This is a genomic window from Streptomyces sp. YKOK-I1 (genome assembly GCF_054660435.1).
Window position 1 is genome coordinate 9,158,535 of the sequence record NZ_BAAGDR010000001.1, and the last position, 20,684, is coordinate 9,179,218.

Here is a 20,684-nt window from a genome sequence, read left to right on the forward strand (position 1 = left end):
GACCAGCCACGACGCACCCGCACCCGAACGACGGCCTCAGCGCTCCCCGCGCCCCCCACCCCGCACGACAAGCCCCAGCACCCGCCGCCACACCCACCGCACCCGCCGACCCATCCTCCGCACCCTCCCGGGCCGAGGCGCCGCCACGGCCCGCACCCCGTCCGACCCCACCCGCAGCGCCACCGCCAGCGGATGGAACCGCACCTCGGGCCCGTCCGGCGTCAGACAGAGCGCCGTGCGCCAGGTACGGCCCACGAGGTCGGTGACGGGCAGCGACGCCTCCAGCCGCCCGCCGGGCAGCAGCACCGCGGGCACGTCGTGCGAACCCGGCCCGCTCAGCCGCAGCAGCACCCCGGTGCGGACGGGCACATGCAGCCGCAGGTCCGCCCCGATCCGCTCCCCGGCGACCGTGACGTCCCCGGGCACCAGCCGGCCGAGGCCCAGCCGCCGGCCCGCGCGGCCGATGTCCAGCGCGAGACTGGTGTGCCGGTCGGTCCAGTACGGCAGCACCACGCGCCCCGCGACGACGGCGGCCGGCGGCTCCGGGCGGTCGTGACGCGGCGCCGGGCCCAGCCGCAGCTCCTTCGTCCAGCCGCCGAGCCCGACCCGTACATACGCGTCCCACAGCCCGTCGCCCGGCAGCACCGCCCGGTCCGCGGGGTCGACGGTCGCCGTCCCCCGCAGCACCAGCCGCACCCGGCTGCCGTCCCCGGCCGGGACCGTCTCCCGGACCACCTCGACCGGATGGAAGTACTGCGCGGCACTGGCCCGGTCGCGCAGCAGCAGATCAGGCCGGGCCCTGCCGAAGCGGCCGACCGTGTCCTCGCCCAGCCACCGCACCGCCTCGCCGACGTCCTTCGGCGGCCACTGCGGGGAGCCCCCGGCGGCCGGGAACGTCATCGGCCCGCCGTCGTGCGTCAGCTCCGCGGCGAACGCGATCCGCAGCACCCCGTCCTGCCAGCGGACGTCCTCCGGGTCCACGGTGAGCGCGACCCCGGACTCCCACTCGGCGAACGCGACGACATCGTCGTAACGCCCGTCCGTCACCAGTGCGGCGACCACCCGCTGGGTGGGCTGGAGCGGTGCCGCCACCCCCGGTCCGAACCGCTCGACGATCACCGCGTGGATCTCCCCGAACAGCTCCTTGCGGTAGTCCTCGGGCAGGTTCAGGAACTTCCGGCCGCGCAGCCGCTCCACCATCTCCACGCGCAGCCAGCGCCGGAAGAGCCGGTCGCGCAGCGGGCCCGGCTCGGTGTACCTCTCGACGACGTCGAGGGCCTCGCGGAGGTTCTTGAAGTACCCGGCCGGATCGAAGCGCTGGAAGCCCGCGTTCGCGTCGTCGTCCCGTCGTACGTGGTAGTAGCAGACGTAGTCGCCGAGCACCGAGACGTTGTCCGCGCGCAGATAGGCCTCGGTGACGAAGACATGGTCCTCCAGGCGCCGCCGCCCCTCCGGGAAGCGCAGCCCGGTGCGTTCCAGGAACGCGCGGCGGACCATCTTGTGCGGGGTGAGACTGTCGATCAGCGGCGCGTTCTCGACGCTCGCCTTCGGCCGGTTCACCCGGAACAGCTCCACCGGCACCCCGCGGCCCCGGCCGACCATCTTCCCCACGACCACGTCGGCGTCGTTGGCGACCCCGTACGCGTACATCCGCTCCAGGGCCTCGTCGCCGAGGTGGTCGTCGTTGTCGACGAACATGACGTACTCGCCGCGGGCGGCGTCGATGCCGACGTTGCGGGGCTTGCCCGACCAGCCGGAGTTCTCCTGGTGGATGACCCGCACCCGGGAATCCTCGGCGGCGAGCGCGTCGAGACGGGCGGGGGTGGCGTCGGTGGAGCCGTCGTCCACGAAGATCACTTCGTAGGCGTCGGGCGGCAGCGACTGCCTGAGCAGCGACGCGACACAGTCCTCGATGTAGGGACCGGGGTTGTAGACGGGGACGATGACGCTGACCTTGACCGGCATCGGGCTCCTGGCCCCCTTGGGATCTGCGCCGTAGGGCGGATGAGCGTGGCCCGATGCTAACTCCGCGGCCCCTCGGTCACCTGTCCTGTTCCCGAGCGTTCATGAGCCGTTGCCCGCCGTTGCCCGCCGGTTGCGGGGGAACGGGGCCGCAGAGCCGATTTCCGGCCTTGGTCCGGTCGGGGGAGGCGCGGCCCGGCCACGCGTAGCCTGGCCCCGTGCGACTCCTGCTGATGTCCGACACCCACCTGCCCCAACGCGCCAGGGAACTCCCCGGCCCGCTGCTCGCCGCGCTTCCGGAGGCCGATGTCGTCGTGCACGCCGGGGACTGGGTCGACGTCGCCACCCTCGATCTGCTGGAGAGCCGCAGCCGACGGCTGATCGGGGTGTACGGCAACAACGACGGCCCCGACCTGCGCGCCCGGCTGCCCGAGGTGGCCCGTGCCGAGCTGGGCGGGCTGCGCTTCGGCGTGATCCACGAGACGGGCCCGGCCCAGGGGCGCGAGGCCCGCTGCACCGCCCGCTTCCCCGAACTCGACGTCCTTGTTTTCGGCCACAGCCACATCCCCTGGGACAGCACCGCCCCCGGCGGACTGCGCCTGCTCAACCCCGGTTCCCCGACGGACCGCCGCCGTCAGCCGCACTGCACCTATCTCACCGCCACCGCGGCGGGCGGCCGGCTCACGGACGTCGTCCTGCACCGGCTGCCGCCCCGCTGAGAACCGGGCCGCGCCCGGCCGAAACGGTCGGGGGCGGCCCGGCTGCTGCGAGTCTGCTGTGCTTCACGGACCTCCTTCCCTCGCGGGGATGGATGAACGTGCCACTACCCAGCATCCGCCCGTCCCACACGCCCTGATTTGGGTTAATTGGGCATATCCTCCGGAGGGTGGCCGTGGATCGCCCCGGCCGTCCCCGTCAGCGGAGCGCCCGTGCCGCCCCAGCGCAGCGCGACGATCTCGGCGGCCACCGACACCGCGACCTCCTCGGGCGTACGGGCGCCGAGGTCGAGCCCGACCGGGGAGCGCAGCCGGGCCAGCTCCGGCTCGCCCAGCCCCGCCTCGACGAGCCGCCGCCGACGGTCGTCGTGGGTGCGCCGGCTGCCCATCGCCCCGATGTACGCGGCCGGCCGGCGCAGCGCCTCCTCCAGGAGCGGCACGTCGAACTTCGGATCGTGGGTGAGGACGCAGATCACCGTGCGTTCGTCCGTCGGGGTGCCGCGCAGATACCGGTGCGGCCAGTCCACGACCACCTCGACGCCCTCCGGGAAGCGGCTCGGGGTCGCGAACACCGGGCGCGCGTCGCACACCGTGACCCGGTAGCCGAGGAAGTCACCGATGCGGGCCACGGCCGCCGCGTAGTCGATCGCCCCGAACACCAGCATGCGCGGCGGCGGGGCGAAGGAGTGCAGGAACACCGTGACCGCGTCCTCGCGCCGCTGCCCGCGCGGCCCGTAGTGCCGCAGGCCGGTGGCGCCCAGGGCGAGCTCCCCGCGCGCGTCGGCGGTGACCGCCGCGTCCAGGCCCTCCGTGCCGAGCGAGCCCGCGGCCCGGTCCGGCCGGACCGCGAGGGCGGCGCCGAGCGCGGCCGGGCCGTCGGTCACGGTCGCCAGGGTCACCGGTTCGCCCGCGGCGACCGAGGCGGCGAGGACACCGAAGGCGGGATCCCGCGCGGGGATGACCGGCCGTACCAGCACGGTGAGCTCCCCGCCGCAGGTCAGCCCCACCGCGAACGCGTCGGCATCGCTGTACCCGAAGGTCTCCAGGCGGGCCCGCCCGCTCGCCACGACCTCCTGGGCGAGTTCGAACACCGCGCCCTCCACACAGCCCCCGGACACACTGCCCACGACCTCGTCGTCCGGCCCCACCGCCATCGCCGCCCCCGGCGCCCGCGGCGCGCTGCGGCTGACCGCGACCACGGTCGCGAGCCCGAACGGCACACCGGCGCCGTACCACCCGCTCAGCACCGGGAGAATCTCGCGCACGTCTGCACGTTAATCCGTTGCGGTCCCGCCCGCCGCTCTGGTGCACTGCGCGGGCAACGGCACCGGAAGATCAGGAGCAAGAGATGCGCACTGCGTTCATGTCCACCCCGGAAGGAACGACCCCCACTCCAAAGGACATGACACCTCGTGCATCTGCTCAACCTCGGGATCCTCGCCCACGTCGACGCCGGTAAGACCAGCCTCACCGAGCGGCTGCTGCACTCCGCCGGGATCATCGACGAGCTCGGCAGCGTCGACGACGGCAGCACCCGGACGGACACCCTCGCGCTGGAGCGGCAGCGCGGCATCACCATCAAGTCCGCCGTCGTCTCCTTCCCGGTCGGCGACGTCACCGTCAACCTCATCGACACCCCGGGCCACCCCGACTTCATCGCCGAGGTGGAGCGGGTCCTCGGCGTGCTCGACGGGGCCGTTCTCGTGGTGTCGGCCGTCGAGGGCGTGCAGGCGCAGACCAGGATCCTGCTGCGCACCCTGCGCCGGCTGCGCATCCCCACGCTCGTCTTCGTCAACAAGATCGACCGGCGTGGCGCCCGCGAGGACGGTGTGCTGCGCGAACTCACCGAGAAGCTGGCGGTGCCCGTGGTCCCGATGGGGACCGTGAGCGGGATCGGGACGCGCGAGGCCGCCTTCCACCCCGCTCTGGTGCCGCCGGACGTCCTCGCCGAGCACGACGACGAGCTGCTCGCCGCGTACGTCGACGGCACCCTCACCCCCGCGCGGATCCATGCCGCGCTCCTCGACGGGACCCGCCGCGCGGTGGTCCACCCGGTCTGGTTCGGCTCCGCCGCGACCGGCGCCGGGGCGCCCGAACTCATCGCAGGGATCAAGGAGTTGCTGCCCCGCGCGGACGGGGACCCCGACGGTCCGCTGTCCGGATCGGTGTTCAAGGTGGAGCGGGGACCGGCCGGCGAGAAGATCGCCTACGCCCGTCTGTTCTCCGGCACCCTGCACACCCGCGACCGGGTGCCGTACGGGGAGACCACGGGCAAGGTCACCGCGATCAGTGTCTTCGACCACGGCACCGACGCGTACGAGGAGACCGTCACGGCGGGCCGGATCGCCCGGCTGTGGGGACTCACGGACATCCGCGTCGGCGACAGCCTCGGCGCACCGCACCGGGAGCACGGCCGGGTGTTCGCACCCCCGACCCTGGAGTCGGTCGTCGTCCCGGACGCGGACACCGACCGGCGCTCCCTGCATCTGGCCCTCACCCAGCTGGCCGAACAGGACCCGCTGATCGCCCTGCGCCACGACGGGGTCCGCCAGGAGACCTCGGTGTCCCTGTACGGGGAGGTGCAGAAGGAGGTCGTCCAGGCGACCCTCGCCGACGACTACGGCCTCCGGGTCAGCTTCCGGGGGACGACACCGCTGTGTGTGGAACGCCCGGCCGGGAGCGGGGCCGCCGCCGAGTTCATCAAGAAGGACGCCAACCCCTTCCTCGCCACGGTGGGCCTGCGCGTCGACCCCGCCCCGCCCGGCACCGGCGTCACCTTCGGACTCGAGGTGGAGCTGGGTGCGATGCCGTACGCCTTCTTCAAGGCGGTGGAGGACACCGTCCGCGCCACCCTCGGCCAGGGCCTGCACGGCTGGCAGGTCACCGACTGCGCGGTCACCATGACCCACTGCGGCTACTGGCCCCGCCAGAGCCACGCCCACCAGGGCTTCGACAAGAGCATGTCCAGCACCGGGTACGACTTCCGGGGCCTGACCCCGCTGGTCCTGGTCGAGGCGCTGCGCCGGGCGGGCACCCGGGTGTACGAGCCCATGCACCGCTTCCGGCTGCGGGCCCCGGCGGACACACTGGGCGCGCTGCTGCCGGTGCTGGCCGCGCTGCGGGCCGTACCGCGGTCGACGGACACCGGGGGCGGCCGGTGTCTGCTGGAGGGAGCGGTGCCGGCCGCCCGGGTGCACGGACTGGAGCAGCGCATCCCAGGGCTGACCAGGGGCGAGGGGGAGTGGGAGAGCGCCTTCGACCACTACGCGCCCGTGGCCGACGGGACGGTCCCGGAGCGGCCGCGCACCGACCACAACCCGCTCGACCGGAAGGAGTACCTGCTGAACGTGACGGGCCGCACGGGCGCGTGAGGTGCGCGATGGGCGCAAGAGGTGAACAACGTTCAACCTTACTCGTGAGTCAGATGTATTGACGGTGTCCGGAAAGCGCCCGACTGTAGTGGACATGCCGAATGTCCGGGCACGTCTGCTCGCTGTTCTGGTTGTCCTCTGCGGACTCTGCGGTTTCCTCACGGCGGCGGGCACGCCCGCCGCCGCGGCCACCGTCCCCGACTCCCTCTCGTTCGACGGCACGGCGCTCACCGTGTCGAACGGCCGCTTCGTCGACGCGAACGGCCGTGAGGTGGTACTGCGTGGCTACAACGTCTCCGGTGAGACGAAACTCGCCGAGAACAAGGGTCTGCCCTTCGCCTCGGTCGCCGACGCCAGGAAGTCGGCGACGGCCCTGCGCGCCCTCGGCGGCGGCAACGCCGTGCGCTTCCTGCTCTCCTGGGCCTACGCCGAACCGGTGAAGGGCCAGGTGGACACCACCTATCTGGCCTCCGCCACCGCCCAGATGCAGGCCTTCCTCGACGCGGGCATCCGGGTCTACCCCGACTTCCATCAGGACCTGTACTCCCGCTGGCTGTTCAACTCGGGCAGCTGGTACACCGGCGACGGCGCCCCCGCGTGGGCGGTGGCGCTCGGCGGCTACCCCACCGAGTCCTGCGGCATCTGCTTCGTGTGGGGCCAGAACATCACCCAGAACAGCGCGGTGACGAAGGCCCAGTACGACTTCTGGCACAACACCTACGGCCTCCAGGACTACTTCCTGGCCACCGCCCAGAAGACCATGGCGTACATCAAGGCGAACCTCAGCACCGAGGAGTTCACCGGCGTCCTCGGCTTCGACCCGTACAACGAGCCCTACGCCGGCACCTACGACTCCGGCCAGGCCAGCCGCACCTGGGAACGCGACCTGCTGTGGCCCTTCTACGTGAAGTTCCGGGCCCGGATGGACGCGGCGGGCTGGACCGACAAGCCCGCCTTCGTCGAGCCGAACCTCTTCTGGAACGGCAACGTCAGCAAGGAGGAGGGCGGCCTGCTCGACGCCGGCACCATCGGCTCCCGGTACGTCTTCAACACCCACTTCTACGACCAGAAGGCGATCTCCGGGATCCTGATGTGGGGCAACGCCGAGGACGGCCAGTACGTGAGCGACTTCGGCACGGTCCGCGACCGCGCCTCGGCGCTCGGCACGACGGCCATCGTCAGCGAGTTCGGCCACCCGCTGAACGGCAGCACCGCCGGCAAGGCGCCGACCGTGCTCAAGGCGATGTACCAGGCCCTCGACTCACGGGTGAAGGGCGCCAACTGGTGGACCACCCCGGCCACTTCGGGACCGGTCCTGTCCGGTTCGCAGTGGCAGTGGGACATCTACAACGGGCGGCACCACGAGCTGATGAACGACAACGCCGACAAGGTGATGACCTCCGGTGACGCCTGGAACGACGAGGACCTCTCGGCCGTACGCCTGGACGACAGCGGGGTGGCGACGCTCCGTCAGGACGCCCGCCTCCTCGACCGGGTGTACCCGAGCGCCACGTCGGGCTCCACCGTCGCCTTCACCTACGAGGACCGCTCCCGCGACGGCTCCACCACGCTCACCTGGAACCCGGTCCCCAGCAGCCTGCCGAACGTGGCCTCGCTGGTCGGCTCCGGCCAGTACAGCGTGTTCGTGTGGCGCTCGAACGGCGGGACGGCGCCGACGGAACTGCATCTGCCCGCGTCCTTCCCGACCGCGTCCACCACGGTCGTCTCCGACCTGGGCACGGTGTACGGGCCGTCGGCGTACTCCTCCTCGACGAAGATCGGCGCCACCGTGGAACCGGGTGGGACGGGCAGCCGCCGACTGCTGCTCAGCACCACCGACTCCGGTGTCCTGCACTACGCGCTGGTGACCAACGGCGCGACCTCGCCGTCCGCGACCCTGCTGGCCGCGGCCCGCAGCGAACTGGCGGCGTGGGTGGCCTCGAAGATCGGATAGCCCCGGCAGCACAGGAGAAGGGGGCGGGCGCCCGGCGCCCGCCCCCTTCTCCTCGCGTGCTGCCCGTCGGATCAGCTGCCGGTGCCGGTCCAGTCGGCGGCGACATGGCCGAGCCGTACCCGCTGCGGGTGGTCGCCCACCGGGATCGACAGCACCTTCTGGCCGGTGGCGAAGTCGATCGCGGTGACCTGGTCGGCGCCGCTCTCGGAGATCACGCAGTCCTTGCCGTCGCCGCTGACCGTGGCCCAGTACGGCTTGGACGCGGTGACCAGCGGACCCTCCTGGAGGGTGCTGCGGTTGACGACCGTCGCGTAGTCGTCCATGGTGCCCGCGACGCACAGCTTGCTGCCGTCCGGGCTCATCGACAGGCCGTGGTGGCGGGAGTCGTTGACGTACGTGGTGCGGTCGTCGCTCGTCGCCGGGTTCTTCGGCAGGGTCTTGGTGCGGGTGATGCTGTCGCTGGCGAGGTCGTACTCGAAGAAGCCGTTGAAGAACGACACCTGGAAGTACAGCTTGGACTCGTCCGGCGAGAACACCGCCGGGCGCACCGCGTCGGAGTAGTCGGTGAGGCCGATCGCGTCCAGCTTCTCCCGCATGTCGATGATCTTGACCTGCTTGTAGGTGGTCGCGTCGACGACCGTGATGTGCCGGTCGCCCTTCGTCCAGTCCAGCCACGGGGCGTCGAGATCGGTGTTCACGTCACCGATCGCCATGTTGTAGATGTACTTGCCGTCCTTGGTGAAGATGTTCTCGTGCGGCTTGTCGCCGGTGGCGAACGACCCCACCTGCTTGCCCGTGTTGATGTCCAGGACGTGCACGGTGTTGGCGGTCGACGCGGAGACCGCGACCCGGGTGCCGTCGGGGGAGACGGCCATGTGGTCGGAGCGGTAACCGGACACCGGGAAGCGCCAGTTGATGGCACCGGTGGAGAGGTTGATGGAGACGACGTCGGCGAAGCTGGGGCGCGAGACGACCACGGACTTCCCGTCCGGCGTGGAGTACATGTCGTCCACGAACTGGTCGTGGCCCTCGCCGACGCCGTTGCGGATGGCCATGAAGTAGATCCACTTGATCGGGTCGGCGTTGATCTCCGCCATCCGCGCGTCCTTGTCGGGGATCACATTGATCCGGCCGACCTTCGCGAAGTCACCGGTGGACTTGATGACGTCCGCGGTGCCCTCCCAGTTGTTGCCGACGAACAGCACCTCGCGCAGTGCGGCGCCGGACGCGGCCTGGGCGGTGGTCGCGGGGGCGGTGACGGACAGGACGAGGGCGGCGGCTACGGCACAGAGGTGCCCGGGTCTGAAGGCGGCCATGAGTGCTCACTCCTCCGGAGTGGGGAAACGGGTGGGGCAGGGCTGAGCGGCTCGAAGAAGCCCGAATCTGAACACGGCTGCGTTCAGACTGTACTTACTGGAAAGTAAGGAAGGGGTGCCCTTCGCCACAAGACTCTGTGCACGACAAAATTGGCCACGGGGGAGCACGGAGCGACTCGGGAGGGTGCAGTGACGGGCAGGCTCAGGGCGCCGACCGGCCGGTACGGCGGCAAGACCGCGGTCGAGCGGCAGGCGGAGCGGCGCGGGAGATTCCTCGACGCGGCGCTGAAGCTGTTCGGGGGCGCCCCCGGTTACCGCGGGACGACGGTGGCGGCGCTCAGCGAGGCCGCGGGGCTGTCGACGCGTCAGTTCTACGAGGAGTTCCGCACCCTCGAGGACGTCCTCGCCGTGCTCCACCTTCAGGTCAACGACTGGGCGGAGGAGGCGGTCGTGGCCGCGTTCGCCGCGGCGGAGGGCCTGCCGCTGGCCGAGCGGGTCACGGCGATCTTCCGCGCCTACGCCGCCGACGTCACCTCGGACCCGAGCCGGATCCGGATCACCTTCGTCGAGATCGTGGGCGTCAGCCCCCGTCTGGAGGAGCAGCGCCTGGCCCGCCGGGCCCGCTGGATCGAGCTGATCTGCGCCGAGGCCACGGCCGCCGCCGAACGGGGCGAGGCGGCCCCCCGCGACTACCGTCTCTCGGCGACGGCCTTCATCGGCAGCGTCAACGGCCTCCTCCACGACTGGAGCGCCGGCTGGGTCGACGCCACCCTCGACGAGGTGGTCGACGAACTGGTCCGCCAACTGCTGGGGATACTGCGCCCACCGGGCTGGACCCCGGAGGATGAGCCATGCTGAAGCGTTGTGCGGCCGCACTCCTGCTTGCTCCGCTGCTGCTTGTGTCGGGGTGCAGAGGAACGCTTGCCGAGCAGTACGAGAAGGGCTACCGCTTCGGCCAAGAGGGACCTGCGGGACATCTCGGGGGTCTCACTTCGTTCGACAGAACCGACACGGCAAGGTCGGAGTGCAACGACCACGCCGACGCACAGGGAGTGAAGACTTCCCAGAAGTGGATGGACGGCTGCATCGACGGCGCTCTGGGCCGACCCGCCGATCCACCGGCGTATCGCTGATGCCGCAACAGTGAGCCTCTGCCGGTCTCCCTCACCGCAGCCGCCTCACCGCCTCCACCGCTCGTTCCGCTCCGTTCTCCGCGCGCACCTGTGCGCCCAGCTCTCCGGCCCGTTCGGCGTACCGGGGCTCGCGGGTGGCGCGGACGAGGGCCGCTGCCAGGGTCTCGGCGGTCAGGCGGCGCAGGGGGACCGTCCCGGGAGCCACCCCCGCCCTCACGAGGCGGTCGGCCCAGAAGCCCTCGTCGAACTGGACCGGGACCGGCACGGCCGGCACGCCCGCGCGGACCCCGGCCGCCGTGGTGCCCGCGCCGCAGTGGTGGACCACCGCGGCCGTCTCGGGGAAGAGCAGCGAGTGCGGCACCTCGTCGACGGTCAGGAGGTCGTCGCCGTCGGCCGCGAGACCCGCCCAGCCGCGCTGGATCACCCCGCGCAGCCCCGCCAGCCGCAGCGCCCGTACGATCTCGGCGCTCAGCCGACGGGGGTCGGGCACCGTCGCGCTGCCCAGGCCGATGAAGACCGGTGGCGGCCCCGCGTCCAGGAAGTCCCGCAGGACGGAGGGGAGTTGTCGCTCGCGGTCGTACGGCCACCAGTAGCCGGTGATGTCGAGCCCCGGGCGCCAGTCGTGGGGCCGGGGCACCAGGAGCGGGCTGAACCCGTGCAGCACCGGGGTGGAGCGCCGCTCGCGTGCGCGCGGGCCCTTGGCCGGCAGGCCCAGCCGGGCGCGGACGGCGGGCAGGACCGGGGCGAAGACCTGGTCGACCGCCCGCTCGACACCGTGCCCGGCGAGACGGTTGCCGAGGGCACCCCAGGAGCCGCCGCCGAGCATGGGCGGGGCGAACTCCCGGGTGGGCGCGATGGGCTGGAGGTGGAGACCGAGGATCGGCAGGGCGAGCCCCTCGGCGACGGTCTGCGCCAGGGGTGCGAGCGGGGCCGCCGCCAGCAGGGCGTCGGCCGACTGCGCGGCGGTCAGGAGATCGTCGGTCATCTCGCCGACCACCGCCCGCGCCAGCCGGATCGCCCGCAGCAGCTTGCCCGGCCCGCTGTCGCTGTGGTGCAGCCCCCGGCCGCGCTCCGACTCCAGTTCGGCCCGCGGGTCGACCGGGAGCGGATGGAAGCGCACCCCGGAGCCGGTCACCAGCGGCGCGAACCGCTCATGGGTGACCAGGGTGACCTCGTGGCCCGCGCGCACCAGAGCGTGCCCGAGACCGGTGAAGGGGGCGACATCGCCCCGGGAGCCCGCCGTCATGATCGCCACTCGCACGTCGGACAGTATGGCGGCGGCCGGAGCGCGGTGGGGCCAACGACCTGAAGGAGGCCTTCACTTCATTTCTGAGACCGGTCACATCACTCTTCCTGAGACCGGTCACATGACTTCTGTCGCAGCCGTTGACTTGCCCCACGGGCGGCCCTACTTTCGGGCCCGCAACCGTTCGGTTCGCCGATCCTCGTTCGAGATGTCGAATACCCTCGGAGTCGCCGCATGTATCCCCCACCGCGCTCAAGCCTTCTCAGGCGCTGCAGAACCGCAGCCGTGCGCCTCCTCGCGCTGGCGCTGACCGCGACCGCCGCCCTCCTGTTCGCGGGCCCCGCCCCCGCGCAGGCCGCGACGACCCGTCAGATCGCCGTGCCCACGGCCCCGATGGGCTGGGCGTCCTGGAACAGCTTCGCCGCGAAGATCGACTACAGCGTCATCAAGGGGCAGGTCGACGCGTTCGTCGCGGCGGGCCTGCCGGCGGCCGGGTACCAGTACGTCAACATCGACGAGGGCTGGTGGCAGGGCACCCGCGACAGCGACGGCAACATCACCGTCGACGAGTCCGAGTGGCCCGGCGGGATGAGCGCCATCGCCGACTACATCCACAGCAAGGGACTCAAGGCCGGCATCTACACGGACGCAGGCAAGGACGGCTGCGGGTACTACTACCCGACCGGTCGCCCCGCCGCGCCGGGCAGCGGCAGCGAGGGCCACTACGACCAGGACATGCTCCAGTTCTCGAAGTGGGGCTTCGACTTCGTGAAGGTCGACTGGTGCGGCGGTGACGCCGAGGGTCTCGACGCGACGACGACGTACACGGCGATCAGCGACGCGGTCGCCAAGGCCACGGCCGCCACCGGCCGTGCGCTGACCCTCTCGATCTGCAACTGGGGCTACCAGAACACCTGGAACTGGGCCCCGGGCCTCGCCCCCATGTACCGGACCAGCACCGACATCATCTACTACGGCAACTCGCCGTCGATGACGAACCTGCTCTCCAACTTCGACCAGGGCCTGCACCCGCTCGCCCAGCACACCGGCTACTACAACGACCCGGACATGCTGATGGTCGGCATGACCGGCTTCACCGCCGCCCAGAACCGCACCCATATGAACCTCTGGGCCATCTCCGGAGCCCCGCTGCTGGCCGGCAACGACCTCACCACCATGACCACCGAGACCGCGAACATCCTCAAGAACCCCGAGGTCATCGCCGTCGACCAGGACGCGCGCGGACTCCAGGGCGTCAAGGTCGCCGAGGACACCACCGGGCTCCAGGTGTACGGCAAGGTCCTCGCCGGCACCGGCAAGCGGGCCGTCGTCCTGCTCAACCGGACCTCCGCCGCCGCGAACATCACCGTCCGCTGGTCCGACCTGGGTCTGACCAGCGCCTCCGCGACCGTGCGCGACCTGTGGTCCCGGTCCGACATCGGCTCGTACAGCACGAGCTACACCCAGAGCGTCCCGGCGGGCGGCTCGGTGATGCTCACCGTCACCGGCGGCACCGAGGCCTCCGGCAGCACCTACACCGGTACGTCGAGCTTCTCGGGGGTGGTCGCGGGCGCCACCGGCACCAAGATCGTGGACGTCGCCTACACCAACACCGCCTCGACGGCCAAGACCGCGACCCTCAAGGTCAACGGCCAGGGCGCCACCACGGTCTCCTTCCCGCCGACCGGCTCCAGCCAGGGCACGATCAGCCTCCTCGTGGGCCTGTCCAAGGGGTCGGCCAACACCCTGACCTTCAGCAACGCCCCCACCCTCGCCGACATCACCGTCCGACCCCTGGCGGGTGTGAACGGCACCCAGGTCGTCGGCAAGGCGTCCAGCCGCTGCCTGGACATCTACAACAACACCATCACCAATGGCACCCAGGCCGAGATCTGGGACTGCAACGGCGGCCAGAACCAGTCCTGGACGTACACCTCCCGCAAGGAACTCGTGGTGTACGGCAACAAGTGCCTGGACGCCTACAACCTGGGCACCACCAACGGCACCAAGGTCGTCATCTGGGACTGCAACGGCCAGAACAACCAGAAGTGGAACGTCAACAGCGACGGCACGATCACCAACGTCAACGCGGGCCTGTGCCTCGACGTCAACGGTGCGGCCACCGCCAACCGCTCCGTACTGGTGCTCTGGTCGTGCAGCGGCGCCACCAACCAGAGCTGGTCGCTGAACTGACGCGGACGACACCGCCGCCGCCGGACGTCAGCGCATCCGGCGGCGCCGCACCGGCAGCGGGGGCCGGTGCCGGTGTCGGTGCGGGGGTGCGGGAGGAAGCGGACGCGGGCGGCGCGCCGCTCCCAGGACCGTCCGCAGCACGGCGACGGAGAGCTTCCGGCCCGCCGCCGACGCCGGCCCCGGCAGCGCGGAACGACGGCCGCGCGAGCGCCCCAGCCGGGCCGAGAAGGTCCAGGTCATCCGGGAGGTGACCTGGACCCCGGCGAACCTTCCTCCTACTCGTCCCATGCCTGGATCATCGTCTGGTCGACGATCTTGCCGTCCCGCAAAGTGATCATCGACTCGGCGAGGACCCGCACACCGTCCGCGTACTCGCAGGACTCGGTGAAGGCGGCACGGTCGCCCTGCACGATGCACTCGTCCACCTTGTGCGCCTTGATGTCGCGGCTGTACACGTCCTGGAGCAGCTCGCCGATCTCCGCCCTGCCGTGCAGCACCCGGGGGCTGCTGGGCTGGGTGTTGCGGTCGACGATGCGCAGCTGCGCGTCGTCCGCGTAGAGGGACAACAGATCCGAGGCGGTGGATCCCTCGATCCCCCTGCGCAGAGTGTCGGTGGAGAAGCCGGAACTTGACGCGGTGCCCATGGTGACCTCCTTGGAGGGCCGCGGACCGTGGGGAGCCGGGCCGCCGGTCCCTCTCCTTCGAGCGTCCTCCGCCCCGCGGGCCACGGCAAGCGCAGCGGCCACGGCTCCGCCTCCCGAGTGAGCCCGGCCCGCCACCCGTGTCCGGGACGGCGCCCCCCGCGTTGCTGAAGGCATGATCTCCACTCGACGCATCGCCGCAGTCGTCGCCCTCGCCGCCGGGGTCACGGGCCTCGCCGCGCCCCTGGCGAACGCGGCCGACGCCCCGTCCGACGGCCGGATCCACCCGATGGCCCTGATCGACTCGCTGGTCGCCGACGGGATGCCGGCGGGGCACCGGGCCGAGCTGCCGCCGGTCTCCCGCCAGCTCGCCGAACTGAACAACGTGCACCAGCTCGACAAGCTGAGCGAACTGCACCAGGTCACCGACCTCGCGGCCCCTGTCACCGGGCTGCTCCCCGCGATCCAGTAGCCGCAGGTTCCCCGTGGGGCCGCCGCCCGGGCCTTCCCGCCGGGCGGCGGCCCCTTCGGCATCGGCGCCCTCAGGGCCCTTCGCTCACTCGGCCGTCGCCAGGAACTGGGTCGCCGCCAGCTCGGCATAGAGCGGGTCACCCGTCACCAGCTCACGGTGCGTCCCCACCGCCCGCACCCGGCCCGCGTCCATGACGACGATCCGGTCGGCCATCGTCACCGTCGACAGCCGGTGCGCGACGACCAGCACCGTCGTCGTCCGGGCGACATCGGCCACCGTGTCCCGCAGCGCCGCCTCGTTCACCGCGTCCAGCTGCGAGGTCGCCTCGTCGAGCAGCAGCAGCCGGGGCCGGCGCAACAGGGCGCGGGCGATGGCCACCCGCTGCCGCTCCCCACCGGACAGCTTCGTCCCCCGGTGCCCCACCAGCGTCTCCAGGCCCTGCGGCAAACGGTCGGCCAGCCCGTCCAGCCGGGTCGTCTTCAGCACCCGCCGTACGGTGTCGTCGTCCGCCTCCGGATTGCCCAGCAGCAGGTTGGCGCGCAGCGAGCCCGACAGCACGGGCGCGTCCTGCTCGACGTACCCGATGGACCACCGCAGCAGCGGCAGCTCCCAGTCCCCTAGGGCGCGCCCGTCGAGGCGGACCGTGCCGGACTCGGGGTCGTAGAACCGCTCGATGAGCGAGAACACCGTGGTCTTGCCCGCGCCCGACGGGCCGACGAACGCCGTCATGCCCCGTGCCGGGACGTCGAACGTCACTCCGTGGTGGACGTACGGCAGGTCGTCGGCGTACCGGAAGCGGACGTCGGTGAAGGAGAGCGAGGCAGGTTCGGCGGCGGGGGAGGGCAGCGGGGCGGGCCGGGCCGCCGGTTCCGCGGGCAGCGCCAGCGCCTCCTGGATCCGGCCGAGGGCCGCCGCGCCCGTCTGGTACTGGGTGATCGCACCCACGACCTGCTGGATCGGCGCCATCAGATAGAAGACGTACAGCAGGAACGCCACCAGGGTGCCGACGCCGATCGCGCCCGTGGCGACCCGCGCCCCGCCCACCGCCAGCACCGTGATGAACGCGCTCTGCATCGCGAGCCCGGCCGTGTTCCCGGCCGCCGCCGCCCACTTGGCCGCCCGCACGCTCTGCCGCCAGGACTCCTCGGCCGCCGCGTGCAGCGTCTCCTCCTCCCAGGGCTCGGCGCCCGACGCCTTCACGGTGCGCAGCGCGCCCAGCACCCGCTCCAGCGAGGCCCCCATCACCCCGACCGCGTCCTGCGCCTGCCGGCTGGCCCGGTTGATCCTCGGCACGATCACCCCGAGAACCGCTCCCGCGCACAGGATCACGGCCAGGGTCACCCCCAGCAGCACCGGATCGACCAGCGCCATCATCACGACCGTCGCGGCCAGGGTGAGCCCTCCGGTGCCGAGGCCCACCAGCGAGTCGGTGGTGACCTCGCGCAGCAGGGTCGTGTCGGAGGTGATCCGGGCCATCAGGTCACCGGGCTCGCTGCGGTCCACGGCCGGGATCCGCAGCCGCAGCAGATACGAGGACAGCGCCCGCCGCGCGCCCAGTACGACGGACTCGGCGGTGCGCCGCAGTACGTACGAACCCAGGGCCCCCACCGCCGCGTTGGCGACGACCAGGCCCGTCAGGACGAGCAACGCCCCGGTGATCGCCCGGTCGTGGGACAGGTCCTCGATCAACCCCCGTGCCACGAGCGGCAGCAGCAGCCCGGTCGCCCCGGTGACCAGCGACAGCACCGCCCCCGCCAGCAGGGTCCAGCGATGGGGGCGGACATAGTCGAGCAGCAGCCGCCACGGGGGTCGTATGCCGGCTGTCTCTGCGTTGCTCACGGGGCTCCTCGGCGCGGGGTCGGGCCCCCAGGCTACGGCGGCGGGCGCCGAGCGTGCCCTTACCGCTCCGTCACGCGTAGGGTCGGACCTGGGACGGATGACCGCAGAGGAAAGGGGCAGCCCCATGCCGCAGGACGTACGCGGAGTGATCGCGCCGGGCAGGAACGAGCCGGTGCGGGTGGAGACGATCGTGATCCCGGACCCCGGCCCCGGCGAGGCGGTCGTACAGATCCAGGCCTGTGGCGTGTGCCACACCGACCTGCACTACAAGCAGGGCGGGATCAACGACGAGTTCCCCTTCCTGCTCGGCCACGAGGCGGCGGGCGTGGTGGAGTCCGTCGGCGAGGGCGTCACGGACGTCGCCCCGGGCGACTTCGTGATCCTGAACTGGCGTGCGGTGTGCGGCCAGTGCCGGGCCTGTCTGCGCGGGCGCCCCTGGTACTGCTTCGACACGCACAACGCGCAGCAGAAGATGACCCTCCTCGACGGCACCGAGCTGTCCCCGGCCCTGGGCATCGGCGCCTTCGCGGAGAAGACGCTGGTGGCGGCCGGCCAGTGCACCAAGGTCGACCCGTCGGTGTCGCCCGCGGTGGCCGGGCTGCTCGGCTGCGGGGTGATGGCGGGCATCGGCGCCGCCATCAACACCGGCAACGTGGGCCGCGGGGACACGGTCGCGGTGATCGGCTGCGGCGGCGTCGGTGACGCGGCGATCGCCGGCGCGAACCTCGCCGGTGCGGCGCGGATCATCGCCGTCGACATCGACGACCGCAAGCTGGAGACGGCGAAGAAGATGGGCGCCACCCACACGGTCAACTCCAAGGAGACCGACGCCGTCGAGGCGATCCGCGAGCTGACCGGCGGCTTCGGCGCCGACGTCGTCATCGAGGCGGTCGGCCGCCCGGAGACCTACCGGCAGGCCTTCTACGGCCGCGACCTGGCCGGCACGGTCGTCCTGGTCGGCGTCCCGACCCCGGAGATGAAGCTCGAACTCCCGCTCCTGGACGTCTTCGGCCGCGGCGGTTCCCTGAAGTCCTCCTGGTACGGCGACTGTCTGCCCTCCCGCGACTTCCCGATGCTGATCGACCTGCACCAGCAGGGCCGGCTGGACCTCGGCGCGTTCGTCACCGAGACGATCGCCCTCGACGAGGTGGAGCAGGCCTTCGAGCGGATGCACCACGGCGACGTGCTGCGCTCGGTGGTGGTGCTGTGATGGCCGCCCGGATCGAACGGCTCGTCACCTCGGGGCAGTTCAGCCTCGACGGGGGCACCTGGGACGTGGACAACAACGTCTGGATCGTCGGCGACGACCACGAGGCGATCGTCATCGACGCCGCCCATGACGCCGCCGCCATCGCCGAGGCCGTCGGCGACCGCCGGCTCACCGCCATCGTGTGCACCCACGCCCACAACGACCACGTCGGCGCGGCCCCCGCGCTCGCCGAGCTGACCGGCGCGACCATCTGGCTGCACCCGGACGACCTGCCGCTGTGGAAGCTCACCCACCCGGACCGTGAGCCCGACGCCCATCTGGCCGACGGCCAGGTCATCGAGGCCGCCGGCACCGACCTCACCGTCCTGCACACCCCCGGGCACGCGCCCGGCGCGGTCTGCCTGTACGACCCCGGACTCGGCGTCCTGTTCACCGGCGACACCCTGTTCCAGGGCGGCCCCGGCGCCACCGGCCGCTCCTACTCCCACTTCCCGACGATCATCACCTCGATCCGCGAGAAGCTGCTCTCCCTTCCGCCCGAGACCAAGGTGCTCACCGGCCACGGCGACGCCACGACCATCGGCGCGGAGGCACCCCACCTGGAGGAGTGGATCGCGCGCGGGCACTGACGCTGCCGTTGGCGGGAAACGGCGCGCGCAAGGCCGTAGGACACTCCTACGATCATCCGCATGACCACCACCGCGACCACGCTCACGATCCTGCACACCACCCGCGTCCTGCGCTGCGCCCCCGAGGGGCCGGCGCTGGACGGGGAGCGCGCCGCGCTCGATCTCATCGGCGACGCGATGGGACAGGACGCGGAACTGGTGGCGGTCCCCGCCGAGCGGTGCGGGGAGGAGTTCTTCCGGCTGCGGTCGGGGGCCGCGGGCGCGGTCGTGCAGAAGTTCGCGAACTACCGGCTGCGGCTGGCCGTCGTCGGCGACATCTCCCGGCACCTCGCCGACAGCTCCGCGCTCCGTGACTTCGTGTACGAGGCGAACCGGGGCGGGCAGCTCTGGTTCGTCGCCGACGAAGGCGAACTGGCGGAGCGGCTGCGCCCCGGCGGGTGACCGCGGGCGAACCCGCCGGAAAAGGCGACAGAAGATGTCCGGCTTCCACGCGACCCTCGAATCCACACCGGGGAACACGAGGGACACACGAGGAGGCCGGACATGGCAGGTCCGCTGGCGGGCAGGGTCGCACTGGTGGCGGGGGCGACGAGAGGCGCCGGACGGGGCGTCGCCGTCGAACTGGGCGCGGCCGGGGCCACCGTCTATGTGACGGGACGCAGCACGCGCGACCGCCGCTCCGAGTACGACCGCCCCGAGACCCTCGAGGACACCGCAGACCTGGTCACCGAGGCCGGGGGACAGGGCATCGCCGTACCCACCGACCATCTCGAACCCGACCGGGTCCGCGCGCTGATCGAGCGCGTCGACGCCGAGCAGGGCCGGCTGGACGTCCTCGTCAACGACATCTGGGGCGCCGAGCACCTCTTCGCATGGGACACCCCCGTCTGGGAGCACGACCTCGCCAAGGGCCTCAGACTGCTCCGCCTCGCCGTGGAGACCCACGCGATCACCAGCCACCACGCCCTCCCGCTCCTGCTGCGGCACCCCGGGGGCCTGGTCGTGGAGATGACCGACGGCACCGCCGAGTACAACCGCGACACCTACCGCAACAGCTTCTTCTACGACCTCGCCAAGACGTCCGTGCTGCGCATGGCGTTCTCCCTCGGCCATGAACTCGGCCCGCGCGGCGCCACCGCCGTCGCCCTCACCCCCGGCTGGATGCGCTCGGAGATCATGCTCGACGCGTTCGGCGTCACCGAGGACACCTGGCGCGACGCCCTGGCCGCCCAACCCCACTTCGCGATCTCCGAGACGCCCCGCTATGTCGGCCGGGCCGTCTCCGCCCTCGCCGCCGACCCGGACGTGGCCCGCTTCAACGGCCGGTCCCTCTCCAGCGGCGGCCTCGCCCCGGTCTACGGCTACACCGACCTCGACGGCAGCCGCCCCGACGCCTGGCGCTATCTGGTCGAGGTCCAGGACGCGGGGAAACCGGCGGACGTGACGGGCTACCGCTGACCCCTCACCCGTCCGAGACCGCCGTCATGGGCCAGCGCGCCGGATGTCCCGGCGGCAGCGCCAGGTCCTCGCGCACGGCCGTGTAGTAGCCCTCACGGCCGGCGCGCTGCCGCTCCAGCAGTCCCTGCCAGGCCTCGGGGTCCACGGTCCCCGCCCGCAGGAACGCCTCCATGTCCATCACCACCCGCACCCACACCCGGGCCCGGTCCACCACCTGCCGGCTGCCCAGCATGATCAGCGCCTCCCCGGCCGGGTCCCGCCCGTCGGTGGCCTCCGCCAGCAGCGGCTCCGCCTCCGCCAGTGCCATCGGATGCGGATGCGGGTCGTTGCCGAGGTGGGCGGCGACGCGGTACGTCAGGACCACCGACCGCTTCAACGCCTGCGCGTAGTCGGCGTACACCGACAGCAGCCGCTCCTCCCACCGCGCCGCCTGCTCCCGCCCGAACCGGGCCCGGTCGCTGCGCACGACCGCCAGATACGAACCGAGGGCACCGATCACGACCCCTATGAGAGCGGGAAGTTGCTGGATGAAACCAGACATACG

The 20,684-nt window shown here is 71.9% G+C and carries 18 protein-coding genes; 10 read left to right on the forward strand and 8 right to left on the reverse strand.

Annotated features, from left to right (window positions below; genetic code table 11):
- Positions 1-36: 36 nt before the first annotated feature.
- Positions 37-1,965 carry a glycosyltransferase family 2 protein gene (locus ACYQ8Q_RS40825; RefSeq protein WP_460071959.1) on the reverse strand — a complete coding sequence of 643 codons (1,929 nt, stop codon included), beginning with the start codon at positions 1,963-1,965 and terminating at the stop codon, positions 37-39.
- Positions 1,966-2,180: 215 nt separating this feature from the next.
- Between ACYQ8Q_RS40825 and ACYQ8Q_RS40830 the strand changes: the two genes are divergently transcribed.
- Entirely contained in the window at positions 2,181-2,681 is a 501-nt protein-coding gene (locus ACYQ8Q_RS40830; RefSeq protein ID WP_460071961.1) for a metallophosphoesterase family protein, read from the forward strand.
- A 143-nt stretch (positions 2,682-2,824) separates the two neighbouring features.
- Here the strand turns inward: ACYQ8Q_RS40830 and ACYQ8Q_RS40835 are convergent, their stop codons facing one another.
- Positions 2,825-3,943 carry an XdhC family protein gene (locus ACYQ8Q_RS40835; protein ID WP_460071963.1) on the reverse strand — a complete coding sequence of 373 codons (1,119 nt, stop codon included), beginning with the start codon at positions 3,941-3,943 and terminating at the stop codon, positions 2,825-2,827.
- A gap of 147 nt (positions 3,944-4,090) precedes the next feature.
- Between ACYQ8Q_RS40835 and ACYQ8Q_RS40840 the strand changes: the two genes are divergently transcribed.
- Positions 4,091-6,049, forward strand: coding sequence for a GTP-binding protein (locus ACYQ8Q_RS40840; protein ID WP_460071965.1), 1,959 nt, complete (start codon positions 4,091-4,093; stop codon positions 6,047-6,049).
- Positions 6,050-6,143: 94 nt separating this feature from the next.
- A complete protein-coding gene (locus ACYQ8Q_RS40845; RefSeq protein ID WP_460071967.1) occupies positions 6,144-8,003 on the forward strand; it encodes a cellulase family glycosylhydrolase in 1,860 nt (619 codons plus the stop codon).
- Positions 8,004-8,074: 71 nt separating this feature from the next.
- Here the strand turns inward: ACYQ8Q_RS40845 and ACYQ8Q_RS40850 are convergent, their stop codons facing one another.
- Positions 8,075-9,319, reverse strand: coding sequence for a YncE family protein (locus ACYQ8Q_RS40850; protein ID WP_460071968.1), 1,245 nt, complete (start codon positions 9,317-9,319; stop codon positions 8,075-8,077).
- Between the two features lie 189 nt (positions 9,320-9,508).
- On the opposite strand from ACYQ8Q_RS40850, the gene ACYQ8Q_RS40855 reads away from it, so the two are divergent.
- Entirely contained in the window at positions 9,509-10,177 is a 669-nt protein-coding gene (locus ACYQ8Q_RS40855; protein WP_460071970.1) for a TetR/AcrR family transcriptional regulator, read from the forward strand.
- Positions 10,178-10,483: 306 nt separating this feature from the next.
- Here the strand turns inward: ACYQ8Q_RS40855 and ACYQ8Q_RS40860 are convergent, their stop codons facing one another.
- Positions 10,484-11,698, reverse strand: a complete 1,215-nt coding sequence (locus ACYQ8Q_RS40860) for a glycosyltransferase (RefSeq protein ID WP_460073700.1) — start codon at positions 11,696-11,698, stop codon at positions 10,484-10,486.
- 234 nt (positions 11,699-11,932) lie between these two features.
- On the opposite strand from ACYQ8Q_RS40860, the gene ACYQ8Q_RS40865 reads away from it, so the two are divergent.
- The gene (locus ACYQ8Q_RS40865) at positions 11,933-13,891 is read left to right on the forward strand and encodes a ricin-type beta-trefoil lectin domain protein (RefSeq protein ID WP_460071972.1); all 1,959 of its coding nucleotides are present in this window, start codon (positions 11,933-11,935) and stop codon (positions 13,889-13,891) included.
- A gap of 27 nt (positions 13,892-13,918) precedes the next feature.
- Here the strand turns inward: ACYQ8Q_RS40865 and ACYQ8Q_RS40870 are convergent, their stop codons facing one another.
- Together ACYQ8Q_RS40870 and ACYQ8Q_RS40875 are read right to left on the reverse strand one after the other, a co-directional pair.
- Positions 13,919-14,179, reverse strand: a complete 261-nt coding sequence (locus tag ACYQ8Q_RS40870; protein ID WP_460071974.1) for a hypothetical protein — start codon at positions 14,177-14,179, stop codon at positions 13,919-13,921.
- Entirely contained in the window at positions 14,167-14,535 is a 369-nt protein-coding gene (locus tag ACYQ8Q_RS40875; protein WP_460071975.1) for a nuclear transport factor 2 family protein, read from the reverse strand. The genes ACYQ8Q_RS40870 and ACYQ8Q_RS40875 overlap by 13 nt, the downstream gene beginning before the upstream one ends.
- 172 nt (positions 14,536-14,707) lie before the next feature.
- Here ACYQ8Q_RS40875 and ACYQ8Q_RS40880 point away from each other — a divergent pair, with 172 nt between their 5' ends.
- The gene (locus ACYQ8Q_RS40880; RefSeq protein WP_460071976.1) at positions 14,708-15,004 is read left to right on the forward strand and encodes a hypothetical protein; all 297 of its coding nucleotides are present in this window, start codon (positions 14,708-14,710) and stop codon (positions 15,002-15,004) included.
- Positions 15,005-15,088: 84 nt separating this feature from the next.
- On the opposite strand, the gene ACYQ8Q_RS40885 is transcribed toward ACYQ8Q_RS40880, so the two are convergent.
- A complete protein-coding gene (locus tag ACYQ8Q_RS40885) occupies positions 15,089-16,843 on the reverse strand; it encodes an ABC transporter ATP-binding protein (protein ID WP_460071978.1) in 1,755 nt (584 codons plus the stop codon).
- A gap of 124 nt (positions 16,844-16,967) precedes the next feature.
- On the opposite strand from ACYQ8Q_RS40885, the gene ACYQ8Q_RS40890 reads away from it, so the two are divergent.
- From ACYQ8Q_RS40890 to ACYQ8Q_RS40905, 4 genes are all read left to right on the forward strand, one after another.
- Positions 16,968-18,053 (forward strand): S-(hydroxymethyl)mycothiol dehydrogenase, encoded by a 1,086-nt coding sequence (locus ACYQ8Q_RS40890; RefSeq protein WP_460071980.1) that lies wholly within the window; start codon positions 16,968-16,970, stop codon positions 18,051-18,053.
- Complete coding sequence (locus ACYQ8Q_RS40895; RefSeq protein ID WP_460071982.1) at positions 18,053-18,682, forward strand: MBL fold metallo-hydrolase; 630 nt, start codon at positions 18,053-18,055, stop codon at positions 18,680-18,682. Before ACYQ8Q_RS40890 ends, ACYQ8Q_RS40895 begins: the two co-directional genes overlap by 1 nt.
- 60 nt (positions 18,683-18,742) lie before the next feature.
- Positions 18,743-19,123, forward strand: a complete 381-nt coding sequence (locus ACYQ8Q_RS40900; protein ID WP_460071983.1) for a DUF4180 domain-containing protein — start codon at positions 18,743-18,745, stop codon at positions 19,121-19,123.
- Between the two features lie 102 nt (positions 19,124-19,225).
- On the forward strand, positions 19,226-20,140 hold the full coding sequence (locus ACYQ8Q_RS40905) for an SDR family oxidoreductase (RefSeq protein ID WP_460071985.1): 915 nt from the start codon (positions 19,226-19,228) through the stop codon (positions 20,138-20,140).
- A gap of 4 nt (positions 20,141-20,144) precedes the next feature.
- Here the strand turns inward: ACYQ8Q_RS40905 and ACYQ8Q_RS40910 are convergent, their stop codons facing one another.
- Positions 20,145-20,681 carry a hypothetical protein gene (locus ACYQ8Q_RS40910; RefSeq protein ID WP_460071987.1) on the reverse strand — a complete coding sequence of 179 codons (537 nt, stop codon included), beginning with the start codon at positions 20,679-20,681 and terminating at the stop codon, positions 20,145-20,147.
- Positions 20,682-20,684 lie beyond the last annotated feature (3 nt).

Coding starts and splice junctions, on each gene's coding strand:
- ACYQ8Q_RS40825 (WP_460071959.1), bottom strand. CDS start 1,965: ATGCCGGTCAAGGTCAGCGTCATCGTCCCCGTCTACAACCCCGGTCCC.
- ACYQ8Q_RS40900 (WP_460071983.1), top strand. CDS start 18,743: ATGACCACCACCGCGACCACGCTCACGATCCTGCACACCACCCGCGTC.
- ACYQ8Q_RS40910 (WP_460071987.1), bottom strand. CDS start 20,681: ATGTCTGGTTTCATCCAGCAACTTCCCGCTCTCATAGGGGTCGTGATC.
- ACYQ8Q_RS40875 (WP_460071975.1), bottom strand. CDS start 14,535: ATGGGCACCGCGTCAAGTTCCGGCTTCTCCACCGACACTCTGCGCAGG.
- ACYQ8Q_RS40865 (WP_460071972.1), top strand. CDS start 11,933: ATGTATCCCCCACCGCGCTCAAGCCTTCTCAGGCGCTGCAGAACCGCA.
- ACYQ8Q_RS40860 (WP_460073700.1), bottom strand. CDS start 11,698: ATGACGGCGGGCTCCCGGGGCGATGTCGCCCCCTTCACCGGTCTCGGG.
- ACYQ8Q_RS40895 (WP_460071982.1), top strand. CDS start 18,053: ATGGCCGCCCGGATCGAACGGCTCGTCACCTCGGGGCAGTTCAGCCTC.
- ACYQ8Q_RS40845 (WP_460071967.1), top strand. CDS start 6,144: ATGCCGAATGTCCGGGCACGTCTGCTCGCTGTTCTGGTTGTCCTCTGC.
- ACYQ8Q_RS40880 (WP_460071976.1), top strand. CDS start 14,708: ATGATCTCCACTCGACGCATCGCCGCAGTCGTCGCCCTCGCCGCCGGG.
- ACYQ8Q_RS40870 (WP_460071974.1), bottom strand. CDS start 14,179: ATGGGACGAGTAGGAGGAAGGTTCGCCGGGGTCCAGGTCACCTCCCGG.
- ACYQ8Q_RS40850 (WP_460071968.1), bottom strand. CDS start 9,319: ATGGCCGCCTTCAGACCCGGGCACCTCTGTGCCGTAGCCGCCGCCCTC.
- ACYQ8Q_RS40890 (WP_460071980.1), top strand. CDS start 16,968: ATGCCGCAGGACGTACGCGGAGTGATCGCGCCGGGCAGGAACGAGCCG.
- ACYQ8Q_RS40905 (WP_460071985.1), top strand. CDS start 19,226: ATGGCAGGTCCGCTGGCGGGCAGGGTCGCACTGGTGGCGGGGGCGACG.